The sequence below is a fragment of the Labrys wisconsinensis genome (assembly GCF_030814995.1).
Lineage (GTDB): Bacteria > Pseudomonadota > Alphaproteobacteria > Rhizobiales > Labraceae > Labrys > Labrys wisconsinensis.
Genome location: NZ_JAUSVX010000006.1, coordinates 124,059 through 147,398, shown reverse-complemented (window position 1 = coordinate 147,398; position 23,340 = coordinate 124,059). Strand labels below are relative to the sequence as shown.

Below are 23,340 nucleotides of genomic sequence, written 5' to 3'. Positions count from 1 at the left end.
CACAATTGAGACAGAGGCCGGGCCGGCGATGGATCCGATACATCAGTTCGAGATCAAGACGCTCTTTCCGATCGCGACGATCGGCGGACACCAGATCGCCTTCACCAATTCCGCCCTGTTCATGCTGCTCGCCGTCGGCGCGGTGGCGCTCCTGATGATCGCCGGCACCTCCGCCCGCGCCGTCGTCCCCGGCCGCTGGCAGGGGGTGGCCGAGAGCCTCTACGAGTTCGTCGCCGGCACGGTGCGCTCGTCCGCCGGCCAGGACGGCATGCGGTTCTTCCCGCTGGTGTTCTCGCTGTTCAGCTTCGTGCTGATCTGCAACCTGTTCGGCATGATCCCGGGCTTCTTCACCGTCACCAGCCACCTCATCGTCACGGTGGCGCTGGCGCTCCTGGTGATCCTCACCGTCCTCGGCTACGGCTTCTACAAGCACGGCGCCCATTTCCTCAAGCTGTTCGTGCCGTCGGGCGTGCCGGGCTGGCTCCTGCCGCTCCTGGTGGTGATCGAGGTGATCTCCTTCCTCTCGCGGCCGATCAGCCTCTCCGTCCGTCTGTTCGCCAACATGCTGGCCGGCCACATCGCGCTGAAGATCTTCGCCGGCTTCGTGGTGGCGCTCGCCGGCGCCGGCGTGTTCGCGGTGCTCTCGCCGCTGCCGCTGCTGCTGACCATCGCCCTGATCGCGCTGGAGTTCCTGGTCGCCGTGCTCCAGGCCTACGTCTTCGCCACCCTCACCTGCATCTATCTCAACGACGCCCTGCATCCGGGCCATTGAGAGCGATCCCCCCGTCCCTCCCCTCCACCGTTCACCCACAGGAGTCTCCCATGGATCCCATCGCAGCCAAGTACATCGGCGCTGGTCTGGCTTGCCTCGGCATGGCGGGCGCCGGCATCGGCCTCGGCAACCTGTTCGGCCAGTTCCTGTCGGGCGCCCTGCGCAACCCGTCGGCGGCCGACGGCCAGCGCGGCACCCTGCTGCTCGGCTTCGCCCTGACCGAAGCTCTCGGCATCTTCTCGCTGCTGATCGCCCTCCTCCTCCTGTTCGCGGTCTGAGGCGCCTCGATCGCCCTGCCCGGCCGGGTGGGGAGCCCGATCGAGTCCAACGACCGTTGAAGGTTTTGCTTCATGGCTGAGACGACGCACGCGGGAACCGAGGTTCCGGCCGGCGAGCACGGTGGCAAGGGAGCGTTCCCGCCCTTCGAGAGCGGCACGTTCCCCTCGCAGCTCGTATGGTTGGCGATCGCCTTCGGGCTCCTCTACATCCTGATGTCGAAGGTCGCGCTGCCGCGCGTCGCCGAGATCCTCAAGACCCGGGGCGACAGCATCGCCTCCGATCTGGCGGCGGCGCAGCGGATGAAGGCGGAGAGCGATGCGGCCGCGGCCGCCCACGAGCAGTCGCTGGCGCAGGCCCGCGGCGAGGCGCAGGCCATCGCCGGCCGCACCCACGACGCGGTCGCCGCCGAGACCGAGACGACGCGCAAGGGCCTCGAGGCCAAGCTGGCCGAAAGGCTCGCCGAGGCCGAGGCGCAGATCGCCGCGACCAAGGCGGCGGCGCTCGGCAACGTGCGCGCCATCGCCATCGACGCCGCTGGCGCCATCATCGAGCGGCTCACCGGCAGGAGCCCGGAAGCCGGCGCGGTCGAGGCCGCCGTCGATTCGGCCGCGGCCCGCTGAGGAGAGGACATGTACTTCGCAGAGATCCTCCACGAAGTGTTCGATCCCTCGGGGCCCGAGTTCTGGGTGCTCGTCGCGACGGTGATCTTCCTGTTCATCGCCTGGAAGATCGGTGGCTTCGGCCAGATCGGCAAGGCGCTCGACAAGCGTGCGGACACCATCCGCAAGGAGCTGGACGAGGCCAAGTCGCTGCGCGAGGAAGCCCAGAAGCTGCTGGCCGAATACCAGAAGAAGAAGCAGGAGGCCGAGGCCGAGGCGCAGGCGATCATCGCCGCCGCCAAGGACGAGGCCGAGCGCTTCAAGACCGAATCGGTCGCCAAGGTGCAGGACTTCGTCGCCCGCCGCACCAAGCTCGCCGAGCAGAAGATCGCCCAGGCCGAGGCGCATGCCCTGGCCGAGGTGCGCTCGGCCGCCGCGGACGCCGCCATCGCCGCCGCCGGCTCGATCCTGTCGGGCCAGGCGCGGAACGGCAGCGACCTGATGAACACGGCGATCGCCGAGGTGAAGACCAAGCTCAACTGAGCGCGATCTCCCGGCACACCGGAACGGGCCGCCCCTCGGGGCGGCCTTTTCTTTGGGTGCCCCGGCATGGGCGCACTCCTGCGGATGGACGTCCCGCCGTGAACCGGTCGCGTCCAGACCCTCGAATGCGACGCCGGCATCGTGCCCTCAATGGTCTGGCCTCGCCACCGAGCATCGCTTCGCTTGCAAAGAGCACCAGTCTAGACTAGATTACACGCTCGAGAGCGCTGGACTTACGGTCAATGAACCAGCACATCTGGACCGTCACCGAGGCCAAGGCCCGTCTGTCCGAACTGTTGCGCCGTGCCGACGAGGAAGGGCCGCAGCGCATCGGCACGAGACGCGGCTATAGGCTGGTGTCGGAGGCGCAGTGGCAGCGCCTGCAGACCTCCCGACCCGCCATGGGACGTTGGCTGCTGGAGCATATGCCTGCGTCCGACCCCCTCGAGATCCCGTCACGTGCGGAACCGGTTCCGGACAATCCCTTCGACCACGGTGACGCTCGGTGACGGGCTTTCTCCTCGACACCAACGTCATCTCCGAGCTGACCCGGCCCGATCGCAATCCCCGTGTCGTCGCTTTCCTCGATGCCCTGGAGGATGGCTATGTGTCGGTCGTGACCCTGCACGAACTGGCCTTCGGGCTGGAGCGTCTGCAGGACGGTGCGCGCCGGCGGGCCTTGACGGAGGCCGTCGAGCGCTTCCTTGCCCTCTATTCCGATCGGATCCTGTCCGTTCACACGCCGGAAGCGAAAGCCGCCGCCGTCCTGCGCGCCGCGCAGGCGCAACGGGGCCGGGGCCTCCATCTCGCCGATTCGCTGATTGCGGCAACCGCCCTCGTGCACGGCTTGACGCTCGCAACGCGCAACACCGCCGATTTCACCGGGCTGGGCGTCGCCCTGCACGATTCCTTTCAGGCGTGACGGCGCACTTCGCGCACCGCCCTCCCCTCGACCGCCTCACGACGACGGCGAGCAGCGTCGACGCGGCGCCCCCTATCCCCATCGCCAGCTACGGTGCCCGCCGGCTCGGAAAGGCCTCGGCCTCCGGCGCATTCGCCCAGCTCTGCAGGGTCTGGCCGCCGTCGATCAGCCAGTCGACCCCGGTGACGTGGCGGGCATCGTCGGAGGCGAGGAAGGCGACCGCGGCGGCGACGTCCTCGGGCTGGCCGATGCGGCGCAGCGGGATGCGGTTGGCGAAGCGCTCGATGCCGACGCTGTAGGCGGCCTCGTCGGCGGCGGGAACGCCGAGCCGGGTCTCGATCACGCCGGGGCAGATGGCGTTGACGCGGATGCCCCAGGGCGCGGCGTCGAGCGCGGCGACACGCGTCAGGCCGACCACGCCGTGCTTGGTGGCGGCATAGCCGGCGCCGCCGGCGAGCACGTCCCAGCCGGCCATGGACGAGCCCATGTTGACCACCGATCCCGCCGTGCCGGCGGCGATCATCGCCCTGATCGCCGCGCGCAGCACCAGAAACATGCCGTTGAGGTTGACGCGGACGATCGCCTCCCAGTCCTCGACCGCGAGCTCGTGCACCGGCGCGACCTTGCCGGGAATGCCGGCATTGTTGAACACCACGTCGAGGCCGCCGAAACGCTCCACCGTGCCGGCGACGGCGCGCTCCACCTCGTCCGGCCGGGACACGTCGGCGCCGAAGGCCGCGGCGGCGGCGCCGATCTCGGCGGCCAGGGCTTCCGCCCGAGCGAGGTCGCGGTCGACGATCGCGACCTCGGCGCCCTCCGCCGCGAAGCGGCGCACGGCGGCGCTGCCGATGGCGCCGGCGCCGCCGGTGACGAGGGCGATCTTGTCGGCAAAGCGCATGGCCGTCTCCGTTCAGGTGCCGCCCGCGCGATCATAGGATCGCCAGGCATGGCGAGGCTCGAAGCCGAGCGCCACGCGCGCCCGGGCCGTGTCGATCAGCGCGCCGGTGCCGGGGATCGGCCGGACCAGAGGCACGCCGGGATAGGCGCGCCGCACCAGCGTCTCGGTCGCTTCCTCGGCGAAGCTGTCGGCGGCGCTGAGGAAGAGGCGGACATGGCCGGCGAGCGGGCGCTCGACCGCCGCGACGAAGGCCGCGGCCGCGTCGCGCGCGTCGAGATAGCTCCAGAGATCCCGGGCGGCCTGCGGGGTCTGCCGCCGCGGCCCGACCTCGGCGAAGAAGCTCGCCGGCGTCTGGATCCAGGGCATGCGCAGGCTCACGGCATCGAAGGCGCCGCGGCGTACCGCCGCCTCGACGATCTCCTCGCCGAGCCATTTCGACAGGCCATAGGGGTCCTGGGCCCCGATGGGATGGCCCTCGTCCACCGGCAGATAGGGCGGCGTCACCGGCCGCTCGAAGAAGGGATAGCCGAGCACGCTGAAGGACGAGGCATAGACGAAGCGTCCGGCGCCGGCCAGGATCGCCGCCTCGACCGCGGCATAGGCAGTGCGGACGTTGACGGAGAACACCTCGGCCGGCGCCCGGCCGGTCGGCCGCGGAATCGCGGCGATGTGCGCCACCGCGCCAGCGCCGCGCATCAGCTGCGCCAGCGCGCCGAGATCGCCGGCATCGGCGGCGGCGTGCTGCCAGGCCGCCCCGGGCGGGGGCGGCGCGGTGTCGATGCCGAGCACCTCGTGCCCGGCGGCGGCCAGCGCCGCCGCGACATGGCGGCCGAGCAGGCCGCTCGAGCCGGTGACCGCGACCTTCATGCCTCCGCCTCGCGCCGGGCCATCGCCTGCACGATCCGCACGGCGAGCTCCAGGTCCTCGAGCCCGCCGCGCAGCGGCGTGCGGGGCGCGGCGCCGCCGCGCACGCAGGCGGCGAAATGCTGCCACTGCCGGCGGAAGGCAGTGTCCGGCGTGCCCGGCAGCAGCCGCTCGGACGGCCCCTGCCCCGCGGATTCGCGCAGGCGCACCAGGGCGGCGGCGTTGCGGACATAGGGGTTCTGGAACTCGATCCTCACCTCGTCACGCTCGCCGTGCACGCTCATCCACTCGTCCCACCATTCATACTGCGCGCCGAAGGCGATCTCCAGCAGCGCCGGCACCCCGCCGGGGAAGCCGAGCACGGCGAGCAGGTGGGTGGGGCCGACCGCCTGGGCATGGGACACGGTCTCGGCGACGCCGAAGGCGCCGCGCAGCACGGCGAGATCGTGGCTGCCCAGCATCAAGAGCATCATGTAGAGGTCGTGATGGCCGGCATGGGACGGGCCGAGCGCGGCCCGCACCCGCGCCGCCGCCGCGGCACGGCCGGCCTCGATCACGGCCGGGTCGACGTCGGCGCCACGCAGCTGGGTGTAGAGCTGCTGGTAGCGGTCGAAGCGGCCGGCAAAGTCGTGCACCTGGATCATCTTCGGCCGGCCGATGGCGGCGATGCGCTCGAGGCCGAGGACATAGCCGGGGTCGTAGAGCTTCATGTAGCCGATCATCGCCACCAGGGCGCTGCGCTCGGCGGCCTCGACCAGCGGCCGCGCCTCCTCAGGCGTGAAGGCGAGCGGCTTCTCGACCAGCACATGCTTGCCGGCGGCAAGCGCCGCCTCGACCACCGGGGCGTGATCGAAGGTGCAGACCGCCACCGCCTCGACGGCGGGGTCGGCCAGGAGGTCGCGATAGTCGTGGTAGCGGGCGGCGACGCCGTAATGCTCACCCAGCCCCTGCCGCATCGTGGCGGACAGGTCGCAGAGCGCCGCGATCTCGAGCTCGGGCAGCTCGTGGAGGATCGGCAGATGCATCAGCTGGGCGATCTCGCCGCAGCCGATCACGCCGACGCCGATGGGCTTGGTGGTCATGTCAGGCCTTTACCGCGCCGGCCGTCAGGCCGGCGATGAACTGCCGCTGCATCAGCACGAAGACGACGATCACCGGCAGCGTCGTGATCGTCAGCGCCGCGAAATAGAGGTGCCAGAGCGAGCCGTATTGCTGGAAGAAGGCGACGAGCCCGAGCGGGATGGTCTGCACCGACGGCTCGCGCAGCAGGAGGAAGGCCAGGAAGAAGTCGTTCCAGATCTCGATGAAGCCGAAGATCAGCACCAGGGCGAGGCCGGGGCGGATCAGCGGCAGCATGACGTGGACCAGGATCTGCAGCCTGCTCGCGCCGTCGATGCGGGCGGCGTCCTCGAGCTCGGCCGGCAGCGACAGGAAGAAGCCGCGCATGATGACGATGGAGAGCGGCATGGCCGCGGCGGCGTAGATCACCGCGATGCCCGGCAGGCTGTTGATCAGCCCGAGGTCGCGCGCGGTCATGAACAGGGGGATCGCCATCACCTGCGGCGGCACCAGCATGGCCGCGATCACCAGCGCGAGGACCGCGGCCCGGCCGGGGAAACGCAGCCGCGACACCGCATAGGCGGCGGGCGTGGCGACGACGACGAGCAGGACCAGCGCCGCCGCCGTGACGATCAGGCTGTTGCCGACGCGCGCGCCCATGCCGGCGATGCGCCAGGCCTCCGCATAGTTGGCGAAGTGGAGGCTGGTCGGCGGCCCCCAGACATTGGTGATGATCTCCTCCTTGGCCTTGAGCGAGCCGAACAGCACCCAGGCCAGGGGATAGAGCGTCTGCGCCAGCACCAGGGCGAGCGCGAGGTAGACGAGGGCGAGCTCGCCGAGCCTGCGGATGTCGGGCAGGCCGCGGCGCCGGCGCGCCGGCAGGCCCGGGAGCGATGCCGCGGCGGCCAGCGCCCGGGTCACGACGCCAGCCTCGCGCGCCGCACCAGGGCGAGCAGCCCGACGCAGGCCAGGCCGACGATCAGGAACAGCGCATAGCCCATGGCGCTGGCATAGCCCATGTTGCCGTCCTGGAAGGCGGTCTTGACCATCAGCGTCATCACCACCTCGGTGGCGTGGTTGGGACCGCCCTGGGTCAGCACCTGGACGATGTCGAAATTGCGCACGAAGGCGCCGGACAGGCCGAGGATGGTGTTGATCAGCACGATCGGCACCATCATCGGCAGGGTGACGTGCCAGAAGCGCCTGAGCGCGCCGGCGCCGTCGACGCGGGCCGCGTCATAGAGCTCGGCCGGAATGGTCTGCAGGCCGGCGAGATAGATCACCGCGTGGAAGCCGAGCCATTTCCAGACGTCGACGGCGATGACCGCATAGAGCGCGATGTCGGCATCGCCCAGCCAGGAGCGCTTCCAGGAGCCGAGGCCGACGAGGTCGAGCCCGGCATTGAGCAGGCCGAACACCGGATTGTAGATCCAGGACCAGAGCAGCCCGGCCGCGACGAAGGACATGGTCACCGGCACGAAGACCGCGGCGCGCACCAGCCCGCGCAGCACCAGTGCCCGGTCGAGCAGCATGGCAAGGCCGAGGCCGAGGCCGTTCTTCAGCACCAGGACTGCCAGCACGAAGACGAGGTTGTTCTCGAGCGCGGCCAGGAACAGGCCGTCATGGACCAGGCGGCGGTAATTGGCGAGGCCGACGAAGACCGGCGCGGAGAAGCCGTCCCAGCGCTGCAGGCTGATCCAGAGGCCGCGCAGGAAGGGCCAGGCGAAGAACAGCGCGAACAGCACCGCCGCCGGCGCGAGCATGGCAGCCGCGGCGGCCGCATCGCCGCCCGGCCGGAACCGGCGCAGCCCCGCCGGCGCGCTCATGCCGCGGCGGCGGCCGACGCCGGCGTCAGGGCCAGGCCGAGCGTGTCGCGGAGATAGGCGATGCTCTCCAGCGTGCTCTGCTCGGCGGTCTTCTGCGAGGCGTCGAGCTCGACGATGGCAAGGCCTCGATAGTCGGCGTCGAGCAGCACGTCGACGAGGCCGGCCAGGTCGACCACGCCGGCGCCGAGCTCGCAGAAGGCGGCGTAGCGTTCCGGGCCGACCAGGCTGTCGTCGACCCTGGTGTCCTTGAAATGCATGTAGCGCACGGCCGAGACATAGGTCTTCAGCGCGTCGACGGGATCGGAATGGGTCTGGGCGAGGTGGGCGGGATCAATGCACAGGCCCGCGACGCTGGTGTCGAGCTCGTCCATCATGCGGTCGAGCTGGTCGCGCCGCTCGATGAACGTGTCGAGATGCGGATGGTAGACGGTGGCGACGCCGAGATCGGCGGTGCGCCGGCCGATATCCTCGAGCGCGCGGCAGAAATCCTTGTAGTCCTGCGGCCCGTGCCGGTTGCCGGAGGCTTCCGACGGGCCGCCGCCGAGCACCAGCACCGGCGCGCCGAACCCCTTGAGCAGGCGGGCGAGCGCCACCAGCACGTCACGCTCGTAGGCCCAGGCCACGGGGTTGACGAAGGTGGCGTTGACATAGAGCGAGGACAGGCGGATGCCCAGCGCGCTCTGGGCCTCCGACAGGAGGGCGAAGCGGCGCAGGATGTCGGTGTCGGTGGTGACGCCGGGCGGCGCGAGGTTGCCGAGCTGCATGTATTTGCGCGCGAACTGGTCGGACAGGCTGGTGAAGGCCAGGATCTCGAACCAGCCGAAGCCCTGAGCGGCCAGGAAGTCGAGCGCCGGGCGCAGGGGCTGGCCGGTCAGGTCCCAGCTGTTGAGGTGATAGCCGATCGAGAAGCGCTGGCGGTCGGCGCGCGATGCCGTCATGGGTGTGCTCCGGGTCGAATGCGCACCGGCCGGAGCTTTGTCCGGCCGGGATGTCTCCTGGGCAAGACGCTCAGTCCTTGGGCGGCCAGTTGCCGTCGTCGACCAGCGTCTGGAACGTCGTCTGCACCGATTTGGCCGCGTCCTCGGGGCTCAGGGTGCCGCCGACCACGCCGGCGATGGCCGATGCGGTGGCGGTGGCAACCTCGGACGGCCAGATCCAGTCGAGAAACTTGATGGTGTTGGGGAAGGCCGTGGCCCGGAGGTCGCGGGCATAGGGCGTGTCGATGCCCTCCACGCCCTTGATCGAGGTGGCGATCGGCTCCTCGGGCTCGAGATAGAGCCGGGCGACCGCCGGCTGGCTGAGATAGGCGACGAAGTCGAGCGCCGGCTTCACCTTCTCCGCAGGGATGCTCGAGGACAGGCAGATGCCGTTGTCGGCGCCGCCGCCATGCCTGGGCGCGCCCGGCGTGCCCGGCATCTTCGGGAAGGCGAACACGCCCCAGGTGAAGCTCTTGACGCTCTCCTTCAGCGAGGGCACCTCCCAGGTGCCGCCATAATACATGGCGCTCTTGCCGCTGGCGAAGGCGGCGCGCATGCCCTCCTGGTCGACCGACAGCGAATCCTTGGACAGGATGCCGTCGTCGACCCATTGCTTGATCAGCCGGAAGGCCTCGACGTCGACGGGATCGTCGAACCGGGTCTTGCCGGCGAGGTTGGTCTGCGTCACGCCGACCGCGTCGCCCGAGGCCTGCGCCAGCGTCTCGAAGAACCACATCGGCCAGAGCGGGGCATTGGCGCCCTGGTGCAGCATCGGGATGACACCGGCGGCCTTTAGCTTCGGCACGGCGGCCTTGAGGTCGTCATAGCTCGGTGGCACGGGGATGCCGAGCTTCTTGAACAGGTCGGCGTTGTAGAAGACGGTCGAGGTCGACAGGGTGCTGATCGGCACGCCGTAGACCTTGCCGCCATTGGTGAAGGCGTCGAGCGAGATCGGGTCGATATTGGCGGCGAAGGGCTTGATCTCCTCGCCGATCGGCTTCAGCAGGCCGCGGCGGACATAGGCGCCGTTCACCCAGAAGGCCGGGCAGGCGACGAGGTCGATCTCCTGGCCGGCGAGCTTGGCCGTCATCATGCGCTGCAGCGATCCCGATTGCGGGCCCTGGGCATCCCACTCGATGGCCGAGACCTCGGGATGGCTCTTGAGGAAGCCGTCGAACACCGCCTGCTGGATCTTCTTCTGCTCGTCCGGCGCCTGGCGCGGGGCCAGCACGTCGAGCGAGGAGCCGCCGAAGACCTTCAGCACGATGCCGTCGGCCGACGCGGCCGCCGGCGCGAAGGCGAGCGCGGCGGCGAGCCCGAGGACGGCGAGACGCAGCCGCACAGGCGGGCTGCAGGATGGAACAGCCATGGAGGACCCCTCTATCCCGGTCGCTTGATCCGCTGGGCGGACCGCGATCACTTCGTTGATGATCATACAATCAAGACCGTGTGTCCGCGACTTGTCAAGCCGACCGTTCCTGCCGCGAAAATGGGCAGTACTTGCATGAATTCGAGCAAAACTCCGGATTTCCATCGCCTTCGAGCAGAGCGATTCCGGGAGCGGGTTGACTTTGCCGGACCTTGAGTTTTGTATGATCATCAATGAATATCTCCGGCCCGGGATCGCCGTCGGCCGGCGCTGCAGCCAGAAGGAGCGCTGCCATGCCCGTGGACGTGTTTTCCGCCCATCGCCAGGACGAGCCGGTCGTGCTCGATCCGGCGCGCACGGCGGTGATCGTCGTCGACATGATCAACGAGTTCTGCAAGCCGGGCGGCAGGATGGTCCTGCCCGGCTACGAGGCGCTGGTTCCCGGCCAACGCGCCGTGATAGCAGCGGCGCGCGAGGCCGGCGTGCCGGTGATCTGGGTGCACGATGCCCACCGCGGCAATGTCCGGCGCGACCGGGAATGGGTGAAGCGCACGCCGCACGCGGTCGAAGGCACCTGGGCGACCGAGATCATCGAGGACCTCGGGGCGCGGGACGACGAGATCCACCTCATCAAGCGGCGCTATTCCGCCTTCTTCCAGACGGACCTGGACCTGACGCTGAAGGACCTGATGGTCGACCAGCTGATCGTGTTCGGGGTCGTCACCAATATCTGCGTGCGCTCGACCGTGCACGACGCCTTCTTCCACGGCTACGCGGTGGTGGTGCCGAGCGATTGCTGCGCGGCCACCGGGGCACGCGAGCAGGCGAGCTCGCTCTACGACATCGCCACCCATTTCGGCGTGGTCAGCGACGCGGCGGCGGTGATCGCGGCGCTGCGCGGCGGCTCCAGCCTGCGCAATGCCGAGGTCGCGGCGTGAGCGGGCGATCCCTTCCCCGCCGCGGAACCGTGACCGAATGGACCATGCAATGACCAAAGAGGCCGACGCCGACCCGGCATCCCTGCCCGAGCAGGACGCTCCGGAGCCGGCAGCGCCGCTCAGCCGCGAGGAGATCCTGGCCTATTACGCCCGCACCGGCTACAGCCTGGACCACCACCCGGCCCACATCATCCGACGCGCCCATCAGCGCGCCACCGCCTGCTTCCAGGAGGTGATGGCGGGTGACGATCTGACGCCGACCCAGCACGCGGCGATCGCCACCATCCTGCGATATGGCGAGGTGTCGCAGAACCATCTCGGCCGGCTGACGCGGATGGACCCCTCCACCATCAGCCTGGTCGTGCGCGCCCTCCTGAAGCGCGGCCTGATCGAGCGCCGGCCATCGAAGACCGATCAGCGCATGGCGACGATCACGCTCACCCCCCATGGCGTGCGCTACGGCCTGGAACGGCTGGACAGCAGCATGGAGGTGGCGCGTCGCCTGCTGGCGCCGCTGTCGGCGACCGAGCAGGCGACGCTGCTCGAGCTCCTGCGCCGCATCGCCGCGGACGAGGACGGCCCGTCCGAATAGACCCCCGCAAGTCCCCGTTCGAAGGAGCTGGACCCATGTCCCACGGCGATCAGGCGCCGACCGCCGCCGAGAAGCTGGTGATCCGCAATATCGGCCTCATGCTCAGCGGCGATCTCAAGCAGCCCATCCTCGACGCCGATACGCTCGTCGTCGCCGGCGGCCGGATCGCGGCGATCGGCTTTGCGGGTGATCTCGACACCGCCGGTGCGACCGAAGTGATCGATGCCCGGGGCAGCGCCGTGGTGCCCGGCCTGATCGACAACCACGTCCATCCCGTCGCCGGCGACTGGACGCCGCGCCAGAACCAGCTCGGCTGGATCGAGTCCTGCCTGCACGGCGGCGTCACCACCATGGTCTCGGCCGGCGAGGTGCATACGCCCGGCCGCCCGCGCGACCTCGTCGGCCTCAAGGCGCTCGCCATCGCCGCCCAGCGCAGCTTCGCCAATTTCCGGCCGGGCGGCATGAAGATCCTGGCCGGCGCGCCCGTGCTGGAGCACGGGCTCGTCGAGGCGGATTTCCGCGAGCTCGCCGAGGCCGGCGTCACGCTGATCGGCGAGGTCGGCCTCGGCGGCGTCAAGGACGGGCCGACGGGACGGCAGATGGTCGCCTGGGCGCGCCGCTACGGCATGACCTCGATGACCCATACCGGCGGCCCCTCCCTGCCCGGCTCCGGCCGGATCGGCGCCGAGGTGGTGCTGGAGGTCGACGCCGACATCGTCGCGCACGTCAATGGCGGTCCCACCGCCCTGCCGGACGCGGAGATCCGCCAGGTCTGCGAGCAGGGCACGCGAGCCCTGGAGATCGTGCACAACGGCAATCTGCGGACCGGGCTCTTCGTGCTCGACATCGCCAAGGCGCGCGGCGAGCTCGAGCGCGTCGTGCTCGGCACCGACGCGCCGGCGGGCTCGGGCGTGCAGCCGCTCGGCATCCTGCGCACCATCACCATGCTGGCTTCGCTCGGCGGGGTGCGCCCGGAGGTCGCCTTCTGCTTCGCCACCGGCAACGCGGCTGACGTGCGCGGCCTCGCAGACCGGGGCGTGATCGCCGAAGGCCGGGCGGCCGACCTCGTCTTCATGGACCAGGCGATGGGCGGGGCGGGCGAGGGCTTCCTCGACAGCATCGCCAAGGGCAACCTGCCGGGAATCGGCATGGTGATGGTCGACGGCGTGGCGCGCACCGGCCGCAGCCGCAACACGCCGCCGGCCGGGCGCGTGCCGGAGATCGTTGCCGGCTCATAGAATATACGAAGCCCCCTTCGGAACGAGGGGAACGGCGCCCCCTCAGCGCTCGCCGTCCTTGCCCTCGATCTCGTGCTTGGTGAGGCCGCCGACCCGGGGATGCGGGCGGCCGGAAGCGGCCACCGCCACCGCGACCACGATCTCGTCGGGCCGCGGTCCGTCCGGCACGCGCGCCTCGATGCCGTCGAAATGGCTGCGCACGCGGGCGGCATCCTTGTGGCCGAGCGGCACGTCGAAGGGCGCGCCGACGCCGCCGCGCTTCTTCGAGGAGGGGATGAGCGCCGCCCCGCCGCCGAGGATGTCGCGGAACGGGGCGCCGAGCCGAGGATGCAGGATAGCGGCCGCGTGCTCGAGCTCGCCGTCCTCGCCGACCAGCGCCGCCTTGCCGAAGCTCTCGACCGGCGCGCCGCCGGCCTGGCGCAGCGCCGCCACGGCGCGGCGCGGCAGCAGATCGCCGAGCTCGGCGCCGATCTCGCTGAGGCTGGACAGGTCCTCCACGAAGCGGCCGGCGAAGGGGTTGCGGATCACCGCCGCGCAGACGGCACGGCGCACCGGCGGGTCGACCGGCCGGCCGCCCTCGATCAGCGTCTCCTCGACGGTGGTGAGGATCCGGCGGATATGCGCGCTCATCGCAGCCCGTCCTCGCCCTTGATCTCGCTGGCCTTGAGCCCGCCGACCCGCGCATGCACCCTGGGACCGGTGGTCATCGCCAGCGCCACCACCATCTCCCCGGCGCGCGGGGCGTCGGCGAGGCCGACCTCGACCGCGTCGAAATGGCTGCGGACATAGGAGGCATCGACATGGGTGATCGGCACGTCGAGCCGCGTGCCGGGACCGCCGACCTTCTTGGTCGAGGGCACGATCGCCTTGGCTCCCCCCAGCCGCTCGCGCATGGCATAGCCGCCGGGATTGTGCCAGAGCGCGGCATGCTCGAGCTCGCCGGCGGCGCCGACGATGGCGCCCTTGCCGTAGCCTTCGATGCGGGCGGGGTCGCCGCCGAGCGCCTCGATCAGCCGCCGTGCCATTTCCAGGCCGAGCGGCTTCAGGTCCTCCATGAAGCCCTGGATGTCCTCGACATAGCGGCCGGCGAACGGGTTGTCGATCACGGCCAGGACCGCGGCGCGGCGCGCCGGCTCGACGACGGGCGGCCCGCCCTCGTGAAAGATCTCCTCCACCTGCACCACGTATTTCCGCACCGCCGGCTCCGGCATGGTCGGCCTCCATTTTTTGTTCGAGCATCAACAATCCGCGCGGCGGGGCCGGTGTCAAGCGGCAAGGCGGCTCGCGTCGAGGCGAGCATCCGATGAGCCCGATATTCCGGCATAATACCGGGAGTTTAGCGCGAACGAGCCTAAAACTTGAGCGAAGCCGTGGATTGACAGTTGTCGCGATCTATCCATAAATTCGTTGGACCATCAATGATCCCAGCGCGACGAAGAATGGCGCGGGATGGATAAGAGCCGAAAAGGCGCAGGAAGGGGAACCTCCATGATCCGCATCCTTGCACGCATCGTGTTCGCGGGAACGCTCGCGGCAGCCTCGGCGCTGCCGGCAGCCGCCGCGCAGAAGGTTTCGGTGGCGGCGATCTCGGGCTATTTCGCCCAGGGGTTCGGCGTCTCGATCGTCAACGGCCTCAACAAGGCCAAGCAGGATTTCGGCATCGACCTGAAGCTGGTCGATACCGGCAACCGCGCCCTCGACTACGAGGAGCAGTTCGCCAACCTCGCCAAGAGCGGCCAGTACGACCTGATCTTCGTCATGGGCTGGGAGCTGGTCGACGCGCTGCAGAAGGCGAGCGCCGCCTATCCCAACCAGCGCTTCATCTTCATCGACGGCGTGCTCGATTCCAAGTCGATGATCTATGCCAATTTCGCCGAGGAGCAGGGCTCCTTCGTCGCCGGGGCCCTCGCCGGCATGGTGGCCGACCTCGGCTCCTCCTTCGACAAGATCGGCGACGGCAAGGCGATCGGCTTCGTCGGCGGCCGCGACATCCCGGTGATCCGCAACTTCCTCGGCGGCTACGAGCAGGGCACGAAATATGCCGCGCCCGACGTGAAGGTGAACGCGGTGTTCGCCGGCACCTTCGACGATCCGGCCAAGGGCAGCGAGCTCGCCATGACGCTCTACGGCCAGGGCGCCGACATCGTCTACAACGTCGCCGGCCCGACCGGCGAGGGCGTGATGCAGGCAAGCGCCGCCGCCGACAAATATTCGATCGGCGTCGACATCGACATGTGCGCCTCCGCCCCCGGCCATGTGCTGGCCAGCATGCTCAAGCGCGGCGACGTCGCGGTCTATTCCATCATCAAGGACGAGGTCGACGGCCACAAGGTCCTGCCGGGCACGCGGACCTTCGACCTCGCCTCGGGCGGCGTCGAGGTCAAGATCTGCGACGACATCGGCGCCAAGCTTCCCGAAGCGGTCAAGACCAAGCTCGAGGCGATCCGCACGGATATCGCCGCTGGCAAGATCCAGATCGCCAAGGCGAAGTGAGGCGGCGCGGCCGCGGGCCTCTCCCCCCGCGGCCGCGCCCCCGCTTCCCGTCCTGGGCCTCGTCCGGGATGGGTGAAGCCGTCCGTCATGGCTGAAAACGCAGCGCACTTGTCTGCGGGCGACCTCTTCGGGATGACCATGGACCCCGCCGTCGAACTGGTCGGCATCACCAAGCGCTTCGACGCCGTCACCGCGAATGACGGCGTGGACCTCGCCGTGCGCCGCGGCGAGGTCCACGCCGTGATCGGCGAGAACGGCGCCGGCAAGACCACGCTGATGAACATCCTGTTCGGCCTGCTGCAGCCGGACGAAGGCGAGATCCGCATCGGCGGCCGGCCGACGACGGTGGCGAGCCCGGCCGCCGCCATCGCCGCCGGGCTCGGCATGGTGCACCAGCACTTCAAGCTGGTGCCCTCGCTGTCGGTGGCCGAGAACATCTTCCTCGGCATGGAGATCCGGCGCCGCGGCCTGATCGACCATGCCGCGCAGATCGAGCGGACGCGGACGCTGTCGCGCCGCTTCGGGCTCAAGGTCGAGCCGGAGGAACGGGTCGGGCTCCTGTCGGTCGGCCTCGAGCAGCGCATCGAGATCCTCAAGGTCCTGGCCCGCGGCGCGCGCACCATCATCCTCGACGAGCCGACCGCGGTGCTGACGCCGCAGGAGAGCCGCGACCTGTTCCAGACCCTGCGGGGCTTCGTCGCGGAAGGCATGACCGTGATCTTCATCTCGCACCACCTGGAGGAGGTGATGGCGGTTTCCGACACCGTCACCGTGCTGCGCGACGGCCGCCGTGTCGCGAGCGCGCCGACGACGGCGCTTTCCAAGAGCGAGCTCGTGCGCATGATGGTCGGCCGCGACGTCAGCTTCGACCGCCGCCCCCGCCGGCCGGCCGCCGGCGCGGCCGTGCTCGAGGTGGAGCAGCTCTGGGCCCGCGACGAGCGCAAGCTGCCGGCGCTGCGGGGCCTGGACTTCCAGGTGCGGGCCGGCGAGATCGTCGGCATCGCCGGTGTCGCCGGCAACGGTCAGACCGAGCTCGCCGAGGTGCTGTCGGGCCTGAGGCCGGCGAGCCACGGCACCGTGCGCCTGCGCGGCATCGGCATCGGCGCCCTGCCGCCTGCCGCCATCCGCGCCCTCGGCCTCGCCCACGTGCCGGGCGACCGCCTGGCGCGCGGCGTCGACCGCAACGCCTCGCTCTCGGCCAACATGCTGATGGGCCGCCAGCACCGGCCGCCCTGGAACCGCCGCGGCCTGATCGACTGGCGTGCCGCCGACGCCGAGGCCCGGCGCCTGATCGGGCGCTTCGACATCCGCACCCGCGGGCCGGAGGCGCCGGCCAGGAGCCTGTCCGGCGGCAACATCCAGAAGGTGGTGCTGGCCCGCGAGTTCACCAACGATGCCGCCTTCCTGCTGATCGACCAGCCGACGCGCGGCGTCGACATCGGCGCCCAGGAGGCGATCCACGACGAGATCATGCGCCAGCGCGCCGCCGGCCGCGCCATCCTGCTGATCTCGGTGCAGCTCGAAGAGCTCGCGGCCCTCGCCGACCGCATCCTGGTGATGTTCAACGGCCGCATCATGGGCGAGGTCGACGGCGAGCATGCCGACAGCGAGGCTATCGGCCTGATGATGGCCGGCATCGCCCCGACGCCGCCCACCGCCGTCACGGCCGGTTGATCGACATGTCCAGGCTGCGTCCGGCTCTCGGCCCGTTCCTCGCCCTGCTCGTCGCGCTGGCGGTCGGCTCGGTCGTCATCCTCCTGGTCGACGAGAGCCCGGTTCGGGTGTTCCGCACGCTCGTCGCCGGCGCCTTCGGCGACGCGGAGAAGATCGCCGGCACGCTGCTGCAGACCACGCCGATCCTGATCTGCGGCGTCGCCGCCTGTATCGGCCTCAGGGGCGGGCTGTTCAATGTCGGCATCGAGGGGCAATTGTTCATGGGCGGCTTCGCCGCCGCCTGGGTCGGCTTCGCCTTCGCCCTGCCGCCGGTGCTGCACATGCTCGCCGCCCTGGCGCTGGCCGTCGCGGCCGGCGCGGCCTGGGTGGCGGTGCCGGCCTTCTTCCGCACGCGCTACAACACCAACGAGGTGGTTTCCACCATCCTCGCCAACTATATCGCCGTGCTCCTCACCTCCTACCTCACGATCTTCCTGTTCAAGCGGCCGGGCGGCTGGTCGGAGACGCCGCCGATCCTGCCCAGCGCCTACCTGCCGGAGCTGTTCTCGTTCTCGCGGCTCAATGCCGGCCTCCTCATCGGCCTCGCCCTGGCGCTGGCGGCGGCCTGGTTCTTCCGCCACACCGCGCGGGGCTACGACGTCACCATGGCGGGCTCGGCGCCGAAATTCGCCGACTATGGCGGCATCGACACCCGCCGCCAGGCCTTCGCCGTGCTGCTGGTCTCCGGCGCCGTCGGCGGGCTCGCCGGGGGCGTGGAGACGCTCGGGGTGCATCACCGCTTCATGGAGGGCTTCGCGCCGGGCTTCGGCTTCGACGGCCTGATCGCGGCGCTGCTCGCCAACGGCTCGCCGATCGGCACCATCTTCACGGCGCTGTTCTTCGGAGCGCTGCGCAGCGGCTCGCTGCTGCTGGAGGTGGAGACGCGCGCCTCGCGCGAGATCATCACGGTGATCCAGGCGCTGATCATCCTCAGCGTCTCGGCCGAGGTGCTGGTGCGCCGCCGCGGCGACGCCAGGGCGGGGGAGCGGCGATGGAAGTTCTGACGAACCTCTTCAACACAGCCCTCCTCGTCGCCACGCTCAGGACCACGGCGCCGATCCTGCTCGTCGCCCTCGGCGGCTCCTTCACCACCAAGGCCGGCATCTTCAACATCGGCCTGGAGGGCCAGATGCTGATCGGCGCCTTCTTCGCGGTGATCGGCTCGATCTGGACCGGCTCCGCCCTCCTGGGCGTCGCCTGCGGCGTTGGCGCGGCGCTCGCCTTCGCCCTCGCCTATGCGGTGCTGGTGGTCTCGTTCCGCGCCAACGAGGTGGTGGTCGGCCTCGCCGTCAACATCCTCGCCGGCGGCATGACGATCTCGCTGATGAAGGCGATCTTCGGCACGCGCGGCTCGGTGGTCGGCCACGGCATCGTCGGCCTGCCGAAGCTGCAGATCCCCGAGGCACGGGACCTGCTCGGCCCCTATGCCCAGCTCGTCTCGGGCTATACGCCGCTGGTCTACGTCGCCTTCCTGGCCGTGCCGGCGCTCGCTCTGTTCTACGGGCGCACCCGGCTCGGGCTGCATATCCGCGTCGTCGGCGAGAAGCCGGAGGCGGCCGAGGCCCTCGGCCTCTCCATCGCCCGCATCCGCTACACCGCCTCGCTGTGCTGCGGGCTGTTCGCCGGGCTCGCCGGCGCGCATCTGTCGCTCGGCTACATCACCATGTTCACCGAGAACATGTCGTCGGGCCGCGGCTTCATGGCTGTGGCGATCCTGATCTTCTCCGCCGGGGATCCCTGGAAGGTGCTGGCGGGATGCCTGCTGTTCGGCTTCGCCGACGCCTTCTCGCTCAGGCTGCAGACCTTCGGCTTCCCCTCCTATCTCGTGCTCGCCGTGCCCTATGCGGTGGCGCTGGCGGCACTGTTCGCGCTCTCCTACCGCAGCCGGCCGCGGCTGGTGCGCGAGACGCTGGACAGCATGCGCCGCGCCCTCGCCGCCGAGGACGGCCCGGCCCGATCGGCTCCCCTCAAGGACTCGCAGTGACATGGAACGCATCATTCTCGACGTGGATTCGGCCGGCGACGACATCCTCGCCGTGCTGTTCGCCGCGGCCCACCCGGAGCTGAAGCTCGAGGGCGTGACCACGGTGACCGGCGCGGCCGGCCCGATCGAGCAGGTGACCAACGTCGTCCTCAACACGCTCGCCCTCGCCGGGCGCGACGACATTCCCGTGCATGCCGGGGCCTGGCGGCCGATCGTCGGCAACGCCAAGGCCGACATGCAGGCACCGGTGCATTTCGAGAAGCGCCTCGTCGCCCGCTTCGGCGAGCGGCTGAAGCGCTTCAACCCGCCCGCCCCGGCGCCGAGGCGGCCGGCGAGCCCGGGCCATGCCGTCGACTTCATCATCGGCACGGTGCTGGCCAATCCCGGCGAGATCACCCTGGTGACGACCGGGCCGCTCACCAACGCCGCCATGGCGCTGCTGCAGGAGCCGGGCCTGACGGCGGCGCTGAAGCGGCTGGTGGTGCTCGGCGGCGCCTTCTCGACCCCCGGCAACATGACGCCGCTGTCCGAATACAACATCTGGGCCGATCCGGAGGCCTCGCGCATCGTGCTCAACGCCGGGGTCGACAAGATCCTGGTGCCGCTCGACGTGTGCGAGGACAACCGGGTGGCCGCCAGCATGCTGACGCGCGACGACCTCGCCGACATGCAGGCCGGGGCGAGGGACAATCCGGTGGTGGCGATGATCGCCGACACCTACCCGATCTATATCGACATCTGGCGCGAGTTCTTCGATCTCGTCGGCTTTCCCATGGACGACATCATCACCGCCGCCCTCGCCTTCCACCCGGAGCTGGCGCGGCTGACCGAACCCGTGTTCGTCGACGTCGTCCTCGACGGGCGGCTGGCGCGCGGCCAGACCGTCGCCTGGCGCGGCCGCCAGATCCTGCCCGGCGGCGGCGCCAGGACCACCCGCATCGCCACCGACCTCGACGGCCGGCGCTTCCTCGACATGTTCAAGGCCACGATGGCCCGCTACGAGCGCGCCGCCTGAGGACCCGCCATGACCACCCCGATCCTCTTCGACTGCGACCCCGGCCACGACGACGCCATCGCCCTGGTCATGGCGCATCGCTCGCCAGCCATCGAGCTCCTCGGCGTCACCACCACCTGCGGCAATGCCGAGGTGGAGAAGACCACGGCCAATGCGCTGCGCGTGCTGGACTTCATCGGCGCCCGCGACGTGCCGGTCGCCGCCGGCTGCCACCGCCCGCTGGCCCGGCCGCTGGTGCTCGGCACCGCCGACGGCCCGAGCGGCCTGGAAGGCTCGCCCTACCTGCCGCCGCCCTCCCGCGGGCCGATCGCCCAGCACGCGGTGGACTTCCTGGCCGAGCGGCTGCTCGGCGCTCCGGAGCCGCTGACCGTGGTCGCGACCGGGCCGCTGTGCAATCTCGGGCTCTTGGTGCTGAAGCATCCCGAGGTCCTGCCCAGGATCAGGCGGCTGATCTGGATGGGCGGCGTGTTCTACCGAAAGAGCGAGATCATCACGCCGACCGAGTTCAACGCCTTCTGCGACCCGGAGGCGCTGCGGCTGGTGCTCGACGCCCGCCTGCCGATCACCATGGTCGGGCTCGACGTCACCATGCAGGTGCTGATCGAAGCGCCCCATTATGCCGAGCTCGCCGCCATCGACACGCCGCTCGGCCGGCTGGTGCACGACTGGCTGCGCTTCTACGAGAAGCTGCACCGCAATTCGATGGGCGTCGGCGGCGCCATGCACGATCCGCTCGCCCTGGCGCTGGCGATCGATCCGAGCCTGGTGCGCACGCGCCCGGCGCATATCGCGGTGGAGCTCGCCGGCACGACCACCTTCGGCGCCACCGTCGCCGATTTCTGGCGCGAGCGCGGCGAGGACGACAATGCGCAGATCGCCCATGAGGTCGACGCCGACCGCTTCTTCAAGCTGATGTTCGACCTGCTGCGCGAGTCCCCGGCTTGAGCGGCGTCTGCCGATAAGTGTGCTGCGCTTTCCGCCTCATTTCCCCGGACGACGCCTGAGCCGTGCCCGGGCGAACCCGGCTCTCCCCTCAATGCGTCCGGTTGACGCAGAACTCGACCACGTCGACCAGGGCCCGCTTCATCGGGCCGTCGGGGAACAGCGCCAGCGCGTCCTTGGCCATGGCGCCGTAGTGGCGGGCGCGCTCGATCGTGTCCTCCAGCGCGCGATGCCGGCGCATCAGGCCGACGGCTTGCTCGAGATCGCCCTCCTGGATCTCGCCCTCTTCGAGCGTGCGCCGCCAGAAGGCGCGCTCCGCCTCGCCGCCGCGGCGGAAGGCGAGCACCACGGGCAGGGTGATCTTGCCCTCGCGGAAATCGTCGCCGATGTTCTTGCCGAGCTTGACGTCGGAGCCGCCATAGTCGAGCGCGTCGTCGACGAGCTGGAAGGCGATGCCGAGATTCATGCCGAAGGAGCGGCAGGAAGCCTGCTCCTCGCGCGGCCGGTCGGCCAGCACCGGGCCGACCTCGCAGGCCGCGGCGAAGAGCTCGGCGGTCTTGCCGCGGATGACCGCGAGATACTCGTCCTCGGTGGTGGCGGTGTTCTTGGCCGCCGCGAGCTGGGCGACCTCGCCCTCGGCGATGACGGTGGCGGCGCTGGACAGGATGTCGAGGGCGCGCAGCGAGCCGACCTCGACCATCATCTTGAAGGCCTGGCCGAGCAGGAAGTCACCGACGAGCACGCTCGCCTCGTTGCCCCAGACCATGCGCGCGGCCGGCTTGCCGCGACGCATGTCGCTCTCGTCGACCACGTCGTCGTGCAGCAGCGTGGCGGTGTGCATGAACTCCACCGAAGCCGCCAGCTTGATGTGGCCGTCGCCGCGATGGTTGGCGAGCTGGGCCGTGGCCAGGGTCAGCATCGGCCGCAGCCGCTTGCCGCCGGACGAGATCAGGTGGTTGGCCACTTCCGGAATCATCGCGACCTCGGATCCCGTGCGCGAGAGGATGGTAGCGTTCACCCGCGCCATGTCCGCCTTGGTCAGGGCGACGATCGCATCGATCGATCCGCCGGCCGCCGACTTGTCCTCGAATGCAACGACAACGCCCACTGCCTGTCTCCGTTGAACGCCGGCACCATAGAAACGCCGCGCTCCCGACACAAGGACCCGATGGCCGCCCGCGGCAACCCGGCCCTGCGCCGGCGAGCGGGGGACAGGCGGCATCTCGGCGCATCTGCCCGTTGCGTCCGGCGGCGCGAGCACCCACAATCCAGCCATGGAAGAGCTCATGCGTACCAACGACGCGGTTTTGATTTCCTATGTCGAGGCGCTGCTCGACGGGGCGGGCATCGGCTACATGGTGCTCGACACGCATATGAGCGTGCTGGAAGGCTCGATCGGCATGCTGCCGCGGCGCATCCTGGTCGAGGCGAGCCGAGCCCAGCAGGCGCGCACCCTGATCCGCGACGCCGGCCTCGCCCACGAGCTCAGGCCGGCGTGAGCACGGCGCCGACGCGCGACGCCTTCCTCGGCGGGCGGCTCGTCCTGTCGCAGCCGCCGAAGGGCCACAGGGCCGGCACCGACGCGGCGCTGCTGGCGGCCGCCCTCTCCCCCGGCGCCAACGACACGGTGTTCGATCTCGGCGCCGGCGTCGGTGCCGCCGGCCTGGCGCTGGCGGCGCGGGTTCCCGGCTGCCGCGTCGTGCTGGTCGAGCTCGATCCGGCCATCGCGGCCCTGGCGCGCGGCAATGTCGAGGCCAACGGCTTGTCCGCACGCGTGGCCGTGATCGAGGCCGACGTCACCGCCCCGGCGCGCCAGCGCACCGCCGCGGGCCTCGCCCCGAACAGCGCCGGCATGGTGATGATGAACCCGCCCTTCCACCTGCCCGGCGCGGTGCGCGCCTCGCCGGACGCCTATCGCCGCCAGGCGCATGTGCTGCCCGCCGCGACGGACGAAGCCTGGATCTGCGCGGCGGCGGCGCTGCTCCGGCCCGGCGGCGTGCTGGCGCTGATCCACCGCGCCGACGCCCTGCCGCGCCTGCTCACGGCCCTCGCCGGCCGCTTCGGCGACATCCGGCTGAAGCCCGTGTCGCCACGGGCCGAGGCGGCGGCGACGCGTCTGATCGTCCGTGCCGTCAAGGGCAGCCGAGCCCTGCCCGTGCTGCTGCCGCCGCTGGTGCTGCACGAGCCCCCGGGCGGCTTCACCGCCACGGCCGAAGCGCTGCATCGCGGCACGGCGGCGATCGCCTGGTTTCCCGGGGCATGAGGCGGCCCGAAACGAAACGGCCGGCAGGGGCGCGCCGCCCTGCCGGCCGAAGCG

The 23,340-nt window shown here is 70.4% G+C and carries 27 protein-coding genes; 17 read left to right on the top strand and 10 right to left on the bottom strand.

Annotated elements, in window-relative coordinates:
- Positions 1-28: 28 nt before the first annotated feature.
- From QO011_RS17520 to QO011_RS17495, 6 genes are all read left to right on the top strand, one after another.
- Entirely contained in the window at positions 29-772 is a 744-nt protein-coding gene (locus QO011_RS17520; protein WP_307274524.1) for a F0F1 ATP synthase subunit A, read from the top strand.
- 50 nt (positions 773-822) lie between these two features.
- Entirely contained in the window at positions 823-1,050 is a 228-nt protein-coding gene (locus tag QO011_RS17515; RefSeq protein ID WP_307274523.1) for a F0F1 ATP synthase subunit C, read from the top strand.
- A gap of 72 nt (positions 1,051-1,122) precedes the next feature.
- Complete coding sequence (locus QO011_RS17510; RefSeq protein WP_307274522.1) at positions 1,123-1,671, top strand: F0F1 ATP synthase subunit B; 549 nt, start codon at positions 1,123-1,125, stop codon at positions 1,669-1,671.
- A 9-nt stretch (positions 1,672-1,680) separates the two neighbouring features.
- Positions 1,681-2,193 (top strand): F0F1 ATP synthase subunit B family protein, encoded by a 513-nt coding sequence (locus QO011_RS17505; protein WP_307274520.1) that lies wholly within the window; start codon positions 1,681-1,683, stop codon positions 2,191-2,193.
- Positions 2,194-2,435: 242 nt separating this feature from the next.
- The gene (locus QO011_RS17500; protein WP_307274518.1) at positions 2,436-2,702 is read left to right on the top strand and encodes a type II toxin-antitoxin system Phd/YefM family antitoxin; all 267 of its coding nucleotides are present in this window, start codon (positions 2,436-2,438) and stop codon (positions 2,700-2,702) included.
- Positions 2,699-3,115, top strand: a complete 417-nt coding sequence (locus QO011_RS17495) for a type II toxin-antitoxin system VapC family toxin (RefSeq protein ID WP_307274515.1) — start codon at positions 2,699-2,701, stop codon at positions 3,113-3,115. Before QO011_RS17500 ends, QO011_RS17495 begins: the two co-directional genes overlap by 4 nt.
- Positions 3,116-3,203: 88 nt before the next feature.
- Here the strand turns inward: QO011_RS17495 and QO011_RS17490 are convergent, their stop codons facing one another.
- The 7 genes from QO011_RS17490 to QO011_RS17460 all read right to left on the bottom strand — a co-directional run bounded on the left by QO011_RS17490 (position 3,204) and on the right by QO011_RS17460 (position 10,108).
- Complete coding sequence (locus QO011_RS17490) at positions 3,204-4,013, bottom strand: SDR family NAD(P)-dependent oxidoreductase (RefSeq protein ID WP_307274513.1); 810 nt, start codon at positions 4,011-4,013, stop codon at positions 3,204-3,206.
- Between the two features lie 12 nt (positions 4,014-4,025).
- Entirely contained in the window at positions 4,026-4,880 is an 855-nt protein-coding gene (locus tag QO011_RS17485) for an NAD-dependent epimerase/dehydratase family protein (RefSeq protein ID WP_307274511.1), read from the bottom strand.
- The gene (locus QO011_RS17480; RefSeq protein WP_307274510.1) at positions 4,877-5,959 is read right to left on the bottom strand and encodes a Gfo/Idh/MocA family protein; all 1,083 of its coding nucleotides are present in this window, start codon (positions 5,957-5,959) and stop codon (positions 4,877-4,879) included. Before QO011_RS17480 ends, QO011_RS17485 begins: the two co-directional genes overlap by 4 nt.
- A 1-nt stretch (position 5,960) precedes the next feature.
- Positions 5,961-6,857, bottom strand: a complete 897-nt coding sequence (locus QO011_RS17475; protein ID WP_307274509.1) for a carbohydrate ABC transporter permease — start codon at positions 6,855-6,857, stop codon at positions 5,961-5,963.
- A complete protein-coding gene (locus QO011_RS17470; RefSeq protein ID WP_307274507.1) occupies positions 6,854-7,762 on the bottom strand; it encodes a carbohydrate ABC transporter permease in 909 nt (302 codons plus the stop codon). Before QO011_RS17470 ends, QO011_RS17475 begins: the two co-directional genes overlap by 4 nt.
- Positions 7,759-8,700: a sugar phosphate isomerase/epimerase family protein gene (locus tag QO011_RS17465; protein WP_307274505.1), complete on the bottom strand. Its 942-nt coding sequence runs from the start codon at positions 8,698-8,700 to the stop codon at positions 7,759-7,761. The genes QO011_RS17470 and QO011_RS17465 overlap by 4 nt, the downstream gene beginning before the upstream one ends.
- Positions 8,701-8,770: 70 nt before the next feature.
- Complete coding sequence (locus QO011_RS17460; RefSeq protein ID WP_307274503.1) at positions 8,771-10,108, bottom strand: ABC transporter substrate-binding protein; 1,338 nt, start codon at positions 10,106-10,108, stop codon at positions 8,771-8,773.
- A gap of 293 nt (positions 10,109-10,401) precedes the next feature.
- Between QO011_RS17460 and QO011_RS17455 the strand changes: the two genes are divergently transcribed.
- Genes QO011_RS17455 through QO011_RS17445 form a run of 3 tightly spaced genes read left to right on the top strand, consistent with a single transcriptional unit; the run spans position 10,402 to position 12,876 of the window.
- Positions 10,402-11,046: a cysteine hydrolase family protein gene (locus QO011_RS17455; protein ID WP_307274502.1), complete on the top strand. Its 645-nt coding sequence runs from the start codon at positions 10,402-10,404 to the stop codon at positions 11,044-11,046.
- A gap of 49 nt (positions 11,047-11,095) precedes the next feature.
- Entirely contained in the window at positions 11,096-11,638 is a 543-nt protein-coding gene (locus tag QO011_RS17450; protein WP_307274500.1) for a MarR family winged helix-turn-helix transcriptional regulator, read from the top strand.
- Between the two features lie 35 nt (positions 11,639-11,673).
- Positions 11,674-12,876, top strand: coding sequence for an amidohydrolase family protein (locus QO011_RS17445; RefSeq protein ID WP_307274498.1), 1,203 nt, complete (start codon positions 11,674-11,676; stop codon positions 12,874-12,876).
- 42 nt (positions 12,877-12,918) lie between these two features.
- On the opposite strand, the gene QO011_RS17440 is transcribed toward QO011_RS17445, so the two are convergent.
- A complete protein-coding gene (locus tag QO011_RS17440) occupies positions 12,919-13,506 on the bottom strand; it encodes an amino acid synthesis family protein (protein ID WP_307274496.1) in 588 nt (195 codons plus the stop codon).
- Positions 13,503-14,087, bottom strand: a complete 585-nt coding sequence (locus QO011_RS17435; protein WP_307274494.1) for an amino acid synthesis family protein — start codon at positions 14,085-14,087, stop codon at positions 13,503-13,505. Before QO011_RS17435 ends, QO011_RS17440 begins: the two co-directional genes overlap by 4 nt.
- A gap of 277 nt (positions 14,088-14,364) precedes the next feature.
- Here QO011_RS17435 and QO011_RS17430 point away from each other — a divergent pair, with 277 nt between their 5' ends.
- From QO011_RS17430 to QO011_RS17405, 6 genes are all read left to right on the top strand, one after another.
- Positions 14,365-15,369 (top strand): BMP family lipoprotein, encoded by a 1,005-nt coding sequence (locus tag QO011_RS17430; RefSeq protein WP_307274493.1) that lies wholly within the window; start codon positions 14,365-14,367, stop codon positions 15,367-15,369.
- Positions 15,370-15,507: 138 nt separating this feature from the next.
- The gene (locus QO011_RS17425; RefSeq protein WP_307274933.1) at positions 15,508-17,043 is read left to right on the top strand and encodes an ABC transporter ATP-binding protein; all 1,536 of its coding nucleotides are present in this window, start codon (positions 15,508-15,510) and stop codon (positions 17,041-17,043) included.
- Between the two features lie 5 nt (positions 17,044-17,048).
- Complete coding sequence (locus QO011_RS17420; RefSeq protein ID WP_307274490.1) at positions 17,049-18,086, top strand: ABC transporter permease; 1,038 nt, start codon at positions 17,049-17,051, stop codon at positions 18,084-18,086.
- A complete protein-coding gene (locus QO011_RS17415; RefSeq protein ID WP_307274488.1) occupies positions 18,074-19,066 on the top strand; it encodes an ABC transporter permease in 993 nt (330 codons plus the stop codon). The genes QO011_RS17420 and QO011_RS17415 overlap by 13 nt, the downstream gene beginning before the upstream one ends.
- 1 nt (position 19,067) lies before the next feature.
- A complete protein-coding gene (locus QO011_RS17410; protein WP_307274486.1) occupies positions 19,068-20,081 on the top strand; it encodes a nucleoside hydrolase in 1,014 nt (337 codons plus the stop codon).
- A 9-nt stretch (positions 20,082-20,090) separates the two neighbouring features.
- On the top strand, positions 20,091-21,026 hold the full coding sequence (locus QO011_RS17405) for a nucleoside hydrolase (protein ID WP_307274484.1): 936 nt from the start codon (positions 20,091-20,093) through the stop codon (positions 21,024-21,026).
- Between the two features lie 88 nt (positions 21,027-21,114).
- Here QO011_RS17405 and QO011_RS17400 read toward each other — a convergent pair whose 3' ends face one another.
- Positions 21,115-22,131, bottom strand: coding sequence for a polyprenyl synthetase family protein (locus QO011_RS17400; RefSeq protein WP_307274482.1), 1,017 nt, complete (start codon positions 22,129-22,131; stop codon positions 21,115-21,117).
- Between the two features lie 166 nt (positions 22,132-22,297).
- Here QO011_RS17400 and QO011_RS17395 point away from each other — a divergent pair, with 166 nt between their 5' ends.
- A complete protein-coding gene (locus QO011_RS17395) occupies positions 22,298-22,522 on the top strand; it encodes a putative signal transducing protein (RefSeq protein WP_307274480.1) in 225 nt (74 codons plus the stop codon).
- Positions 22,519-23,286: a tRNA1(Val) (adenine(37)-N6)-methyltransferase gene (locus tag QO011_RS17390; RefSeq protein WP_307274479.1), complete on the top strand. Its 768-nt coding sequence runs from the start codon at positions 22,519-22,521 to the stop codon at positions 23,284-23,286. The genes QO011_RS17395 and QO011_RS17390 overlap by 4 nt, the downstream gene beginning before the upstream one ends.
- Positions 23,287-23,340 lie beyond the last annotated feature (54 nt).

Coding starts and splice junctions, on each gene's coding strand:
- QO011_RS17520 (WP_307274524.1), top strand. CDS start 29: ATGGATCCGATACATCAGTTCGAGATCAAGACGCTCTTTCCGATCGCG.
- QO011_RS17515 (WP_307274523.1), top strand. CDS start 823: ATGGATCCCATCGCAGCCAAGTACATCGGCGCTGGTCTGGCTTGCCTC.
- QO011_RS17510 (WP_307274522.1), top strand. CDS start 1,123: ATGGCTGAGACGACGCACGCGGGAACCGAGGTTCCGGCCGGCGAGCAC.
- QO011_RS17505 (WP_307274520.1), top strand. CDS start 1,681: ATGTACTTCGCAGAGATCCTCCACGAAGTGTTCGATCCCTCGGGGCCC.
- QO011_RS17500 (WP_307274518.1), top strand. CDS start 2,436: ATGAACCAGCACATCTGGACCGTCACCGAGGCCAAGGCCCGTCTGTCC.
- QO011_RS17490 (WP_307274513.1), bottom strand. CDS start 4,013: ATGCGCTTTGCCGACAAGATCGCCCTCGTCACCGGCGGCGCCGGCGCC.
- QO011_RS17485 (WP_307274511.1), bottom strand. CDS start 4,880: ATGAAGGTCGCGGTCACCGGCTCGAGCGGCCTGCTCGGCCGCCATGTC.
- QO011_RS17480 (WP_307274510.1), bottom strand. CDS start 5,959: ATGACCACCAAGCCCATCGGCGTCGGCGTGATCGGCTGCGGCGAGATC.
- QO011_RS17470 (WP_307274507.1), bottom strand. CDS start 7,762: ATGAGCGCGCCGGCGGGGCTGCGCCGGTTCCGGCCGGGCGGCGATGCG.
- QO011_RS17465 (WP_307274505.1), bottom strand. CDS start 8,700: ATGACGGCATCGCGCGCCGACCGCCAGCGCTTCTCGATCGGCTATCAC.
- QO011_RS17460 (WP_307274503.1), bottom strand. CDS start 10,108: ATGGCTGTTCCATCCTGCAGCCCGCCTGTGCGGCTGCGTCTCGCCGTC.
- QO011_RS17455 (WP_307274502.1), top strand. CDS start 10,402: ATGCCCGTGGACGTGTTTTCCGCCCATCGCCAGGACGAGCCGGTCGTG.
- QO011_RS17450 (WP_307274500.1), top strand. CDS start 11,096: ATGACCAAAGAGGCCGACGCCGACCCGGCATCCCTGCCCGAGCAGGAC.
- QO011_RS17445 (WP_307274498.1), top strand. CDS start 11,674: ATGTCCCACGGCGATCAGGCGCCGACCGCCGCCGAGAAGCTGGTGATC.
- QO011_RS17440 (WP_307274496.1), bottom strand. CDS start 13,506: ATGAGCGCGCATATCCGCCGGATCCTCACCACCGTCGAGGAGACGCTG.
- QO011_RS17435 (WP_307274494.1), bottom strand. CDS start 14,087: ATGCCGGAGCCGGCGGTGCGGAAATACGTGGTGCAGGTGGAGGAGATC.
- QO011_RS17430 (WP_307274493.1), top strand. CDS start 14,365: ATGATCCGCATCCTTGCACGCATCGTGTTCGCGGGAACGCTCGCGGCA.
- QO011_RS17425 (WP_307274933.1), top strand. CDS start 15,508: ATGGACCCCGCCGTCGAACTGGTCGGCATCACCAAGCGCTTCGACGCC.
- QO011_RS17420 (WP_307274490.1), top strand. CDS start 17,049: ATGTCCAGGCTGCGTCCGGCTCTCGGCCCGTTCCTCGCCCTGCTCGTC.
- QO011_RS17415 (WP_307274488.1), top strand. CDS start 18,074: ATGGAAGTTCTGACGAACCTCTTCAACACAGCCCTCCTCGTCGCCACG.
- QO011_RS17410 (WP_307274486.1), top strand. CDS start 19,068: ATGGAACGCATCATTCTCGACGTGGATTCGGCCGGCGACGACATCCTC.
- QO011_RS17405 (WP_307274484.1), top strand. CDS start 20,091: ATGACCACCCCGATCCTCTTCGACTGCGACCCCGGCCACGACGACGCC.
- QO011_RS17395 (WP_307274480.1), top strand. CDS start 22,298: ATGGAAGAGCTCATGCGTACCAACGACGCGGTTTTGATTTCCTATGTC.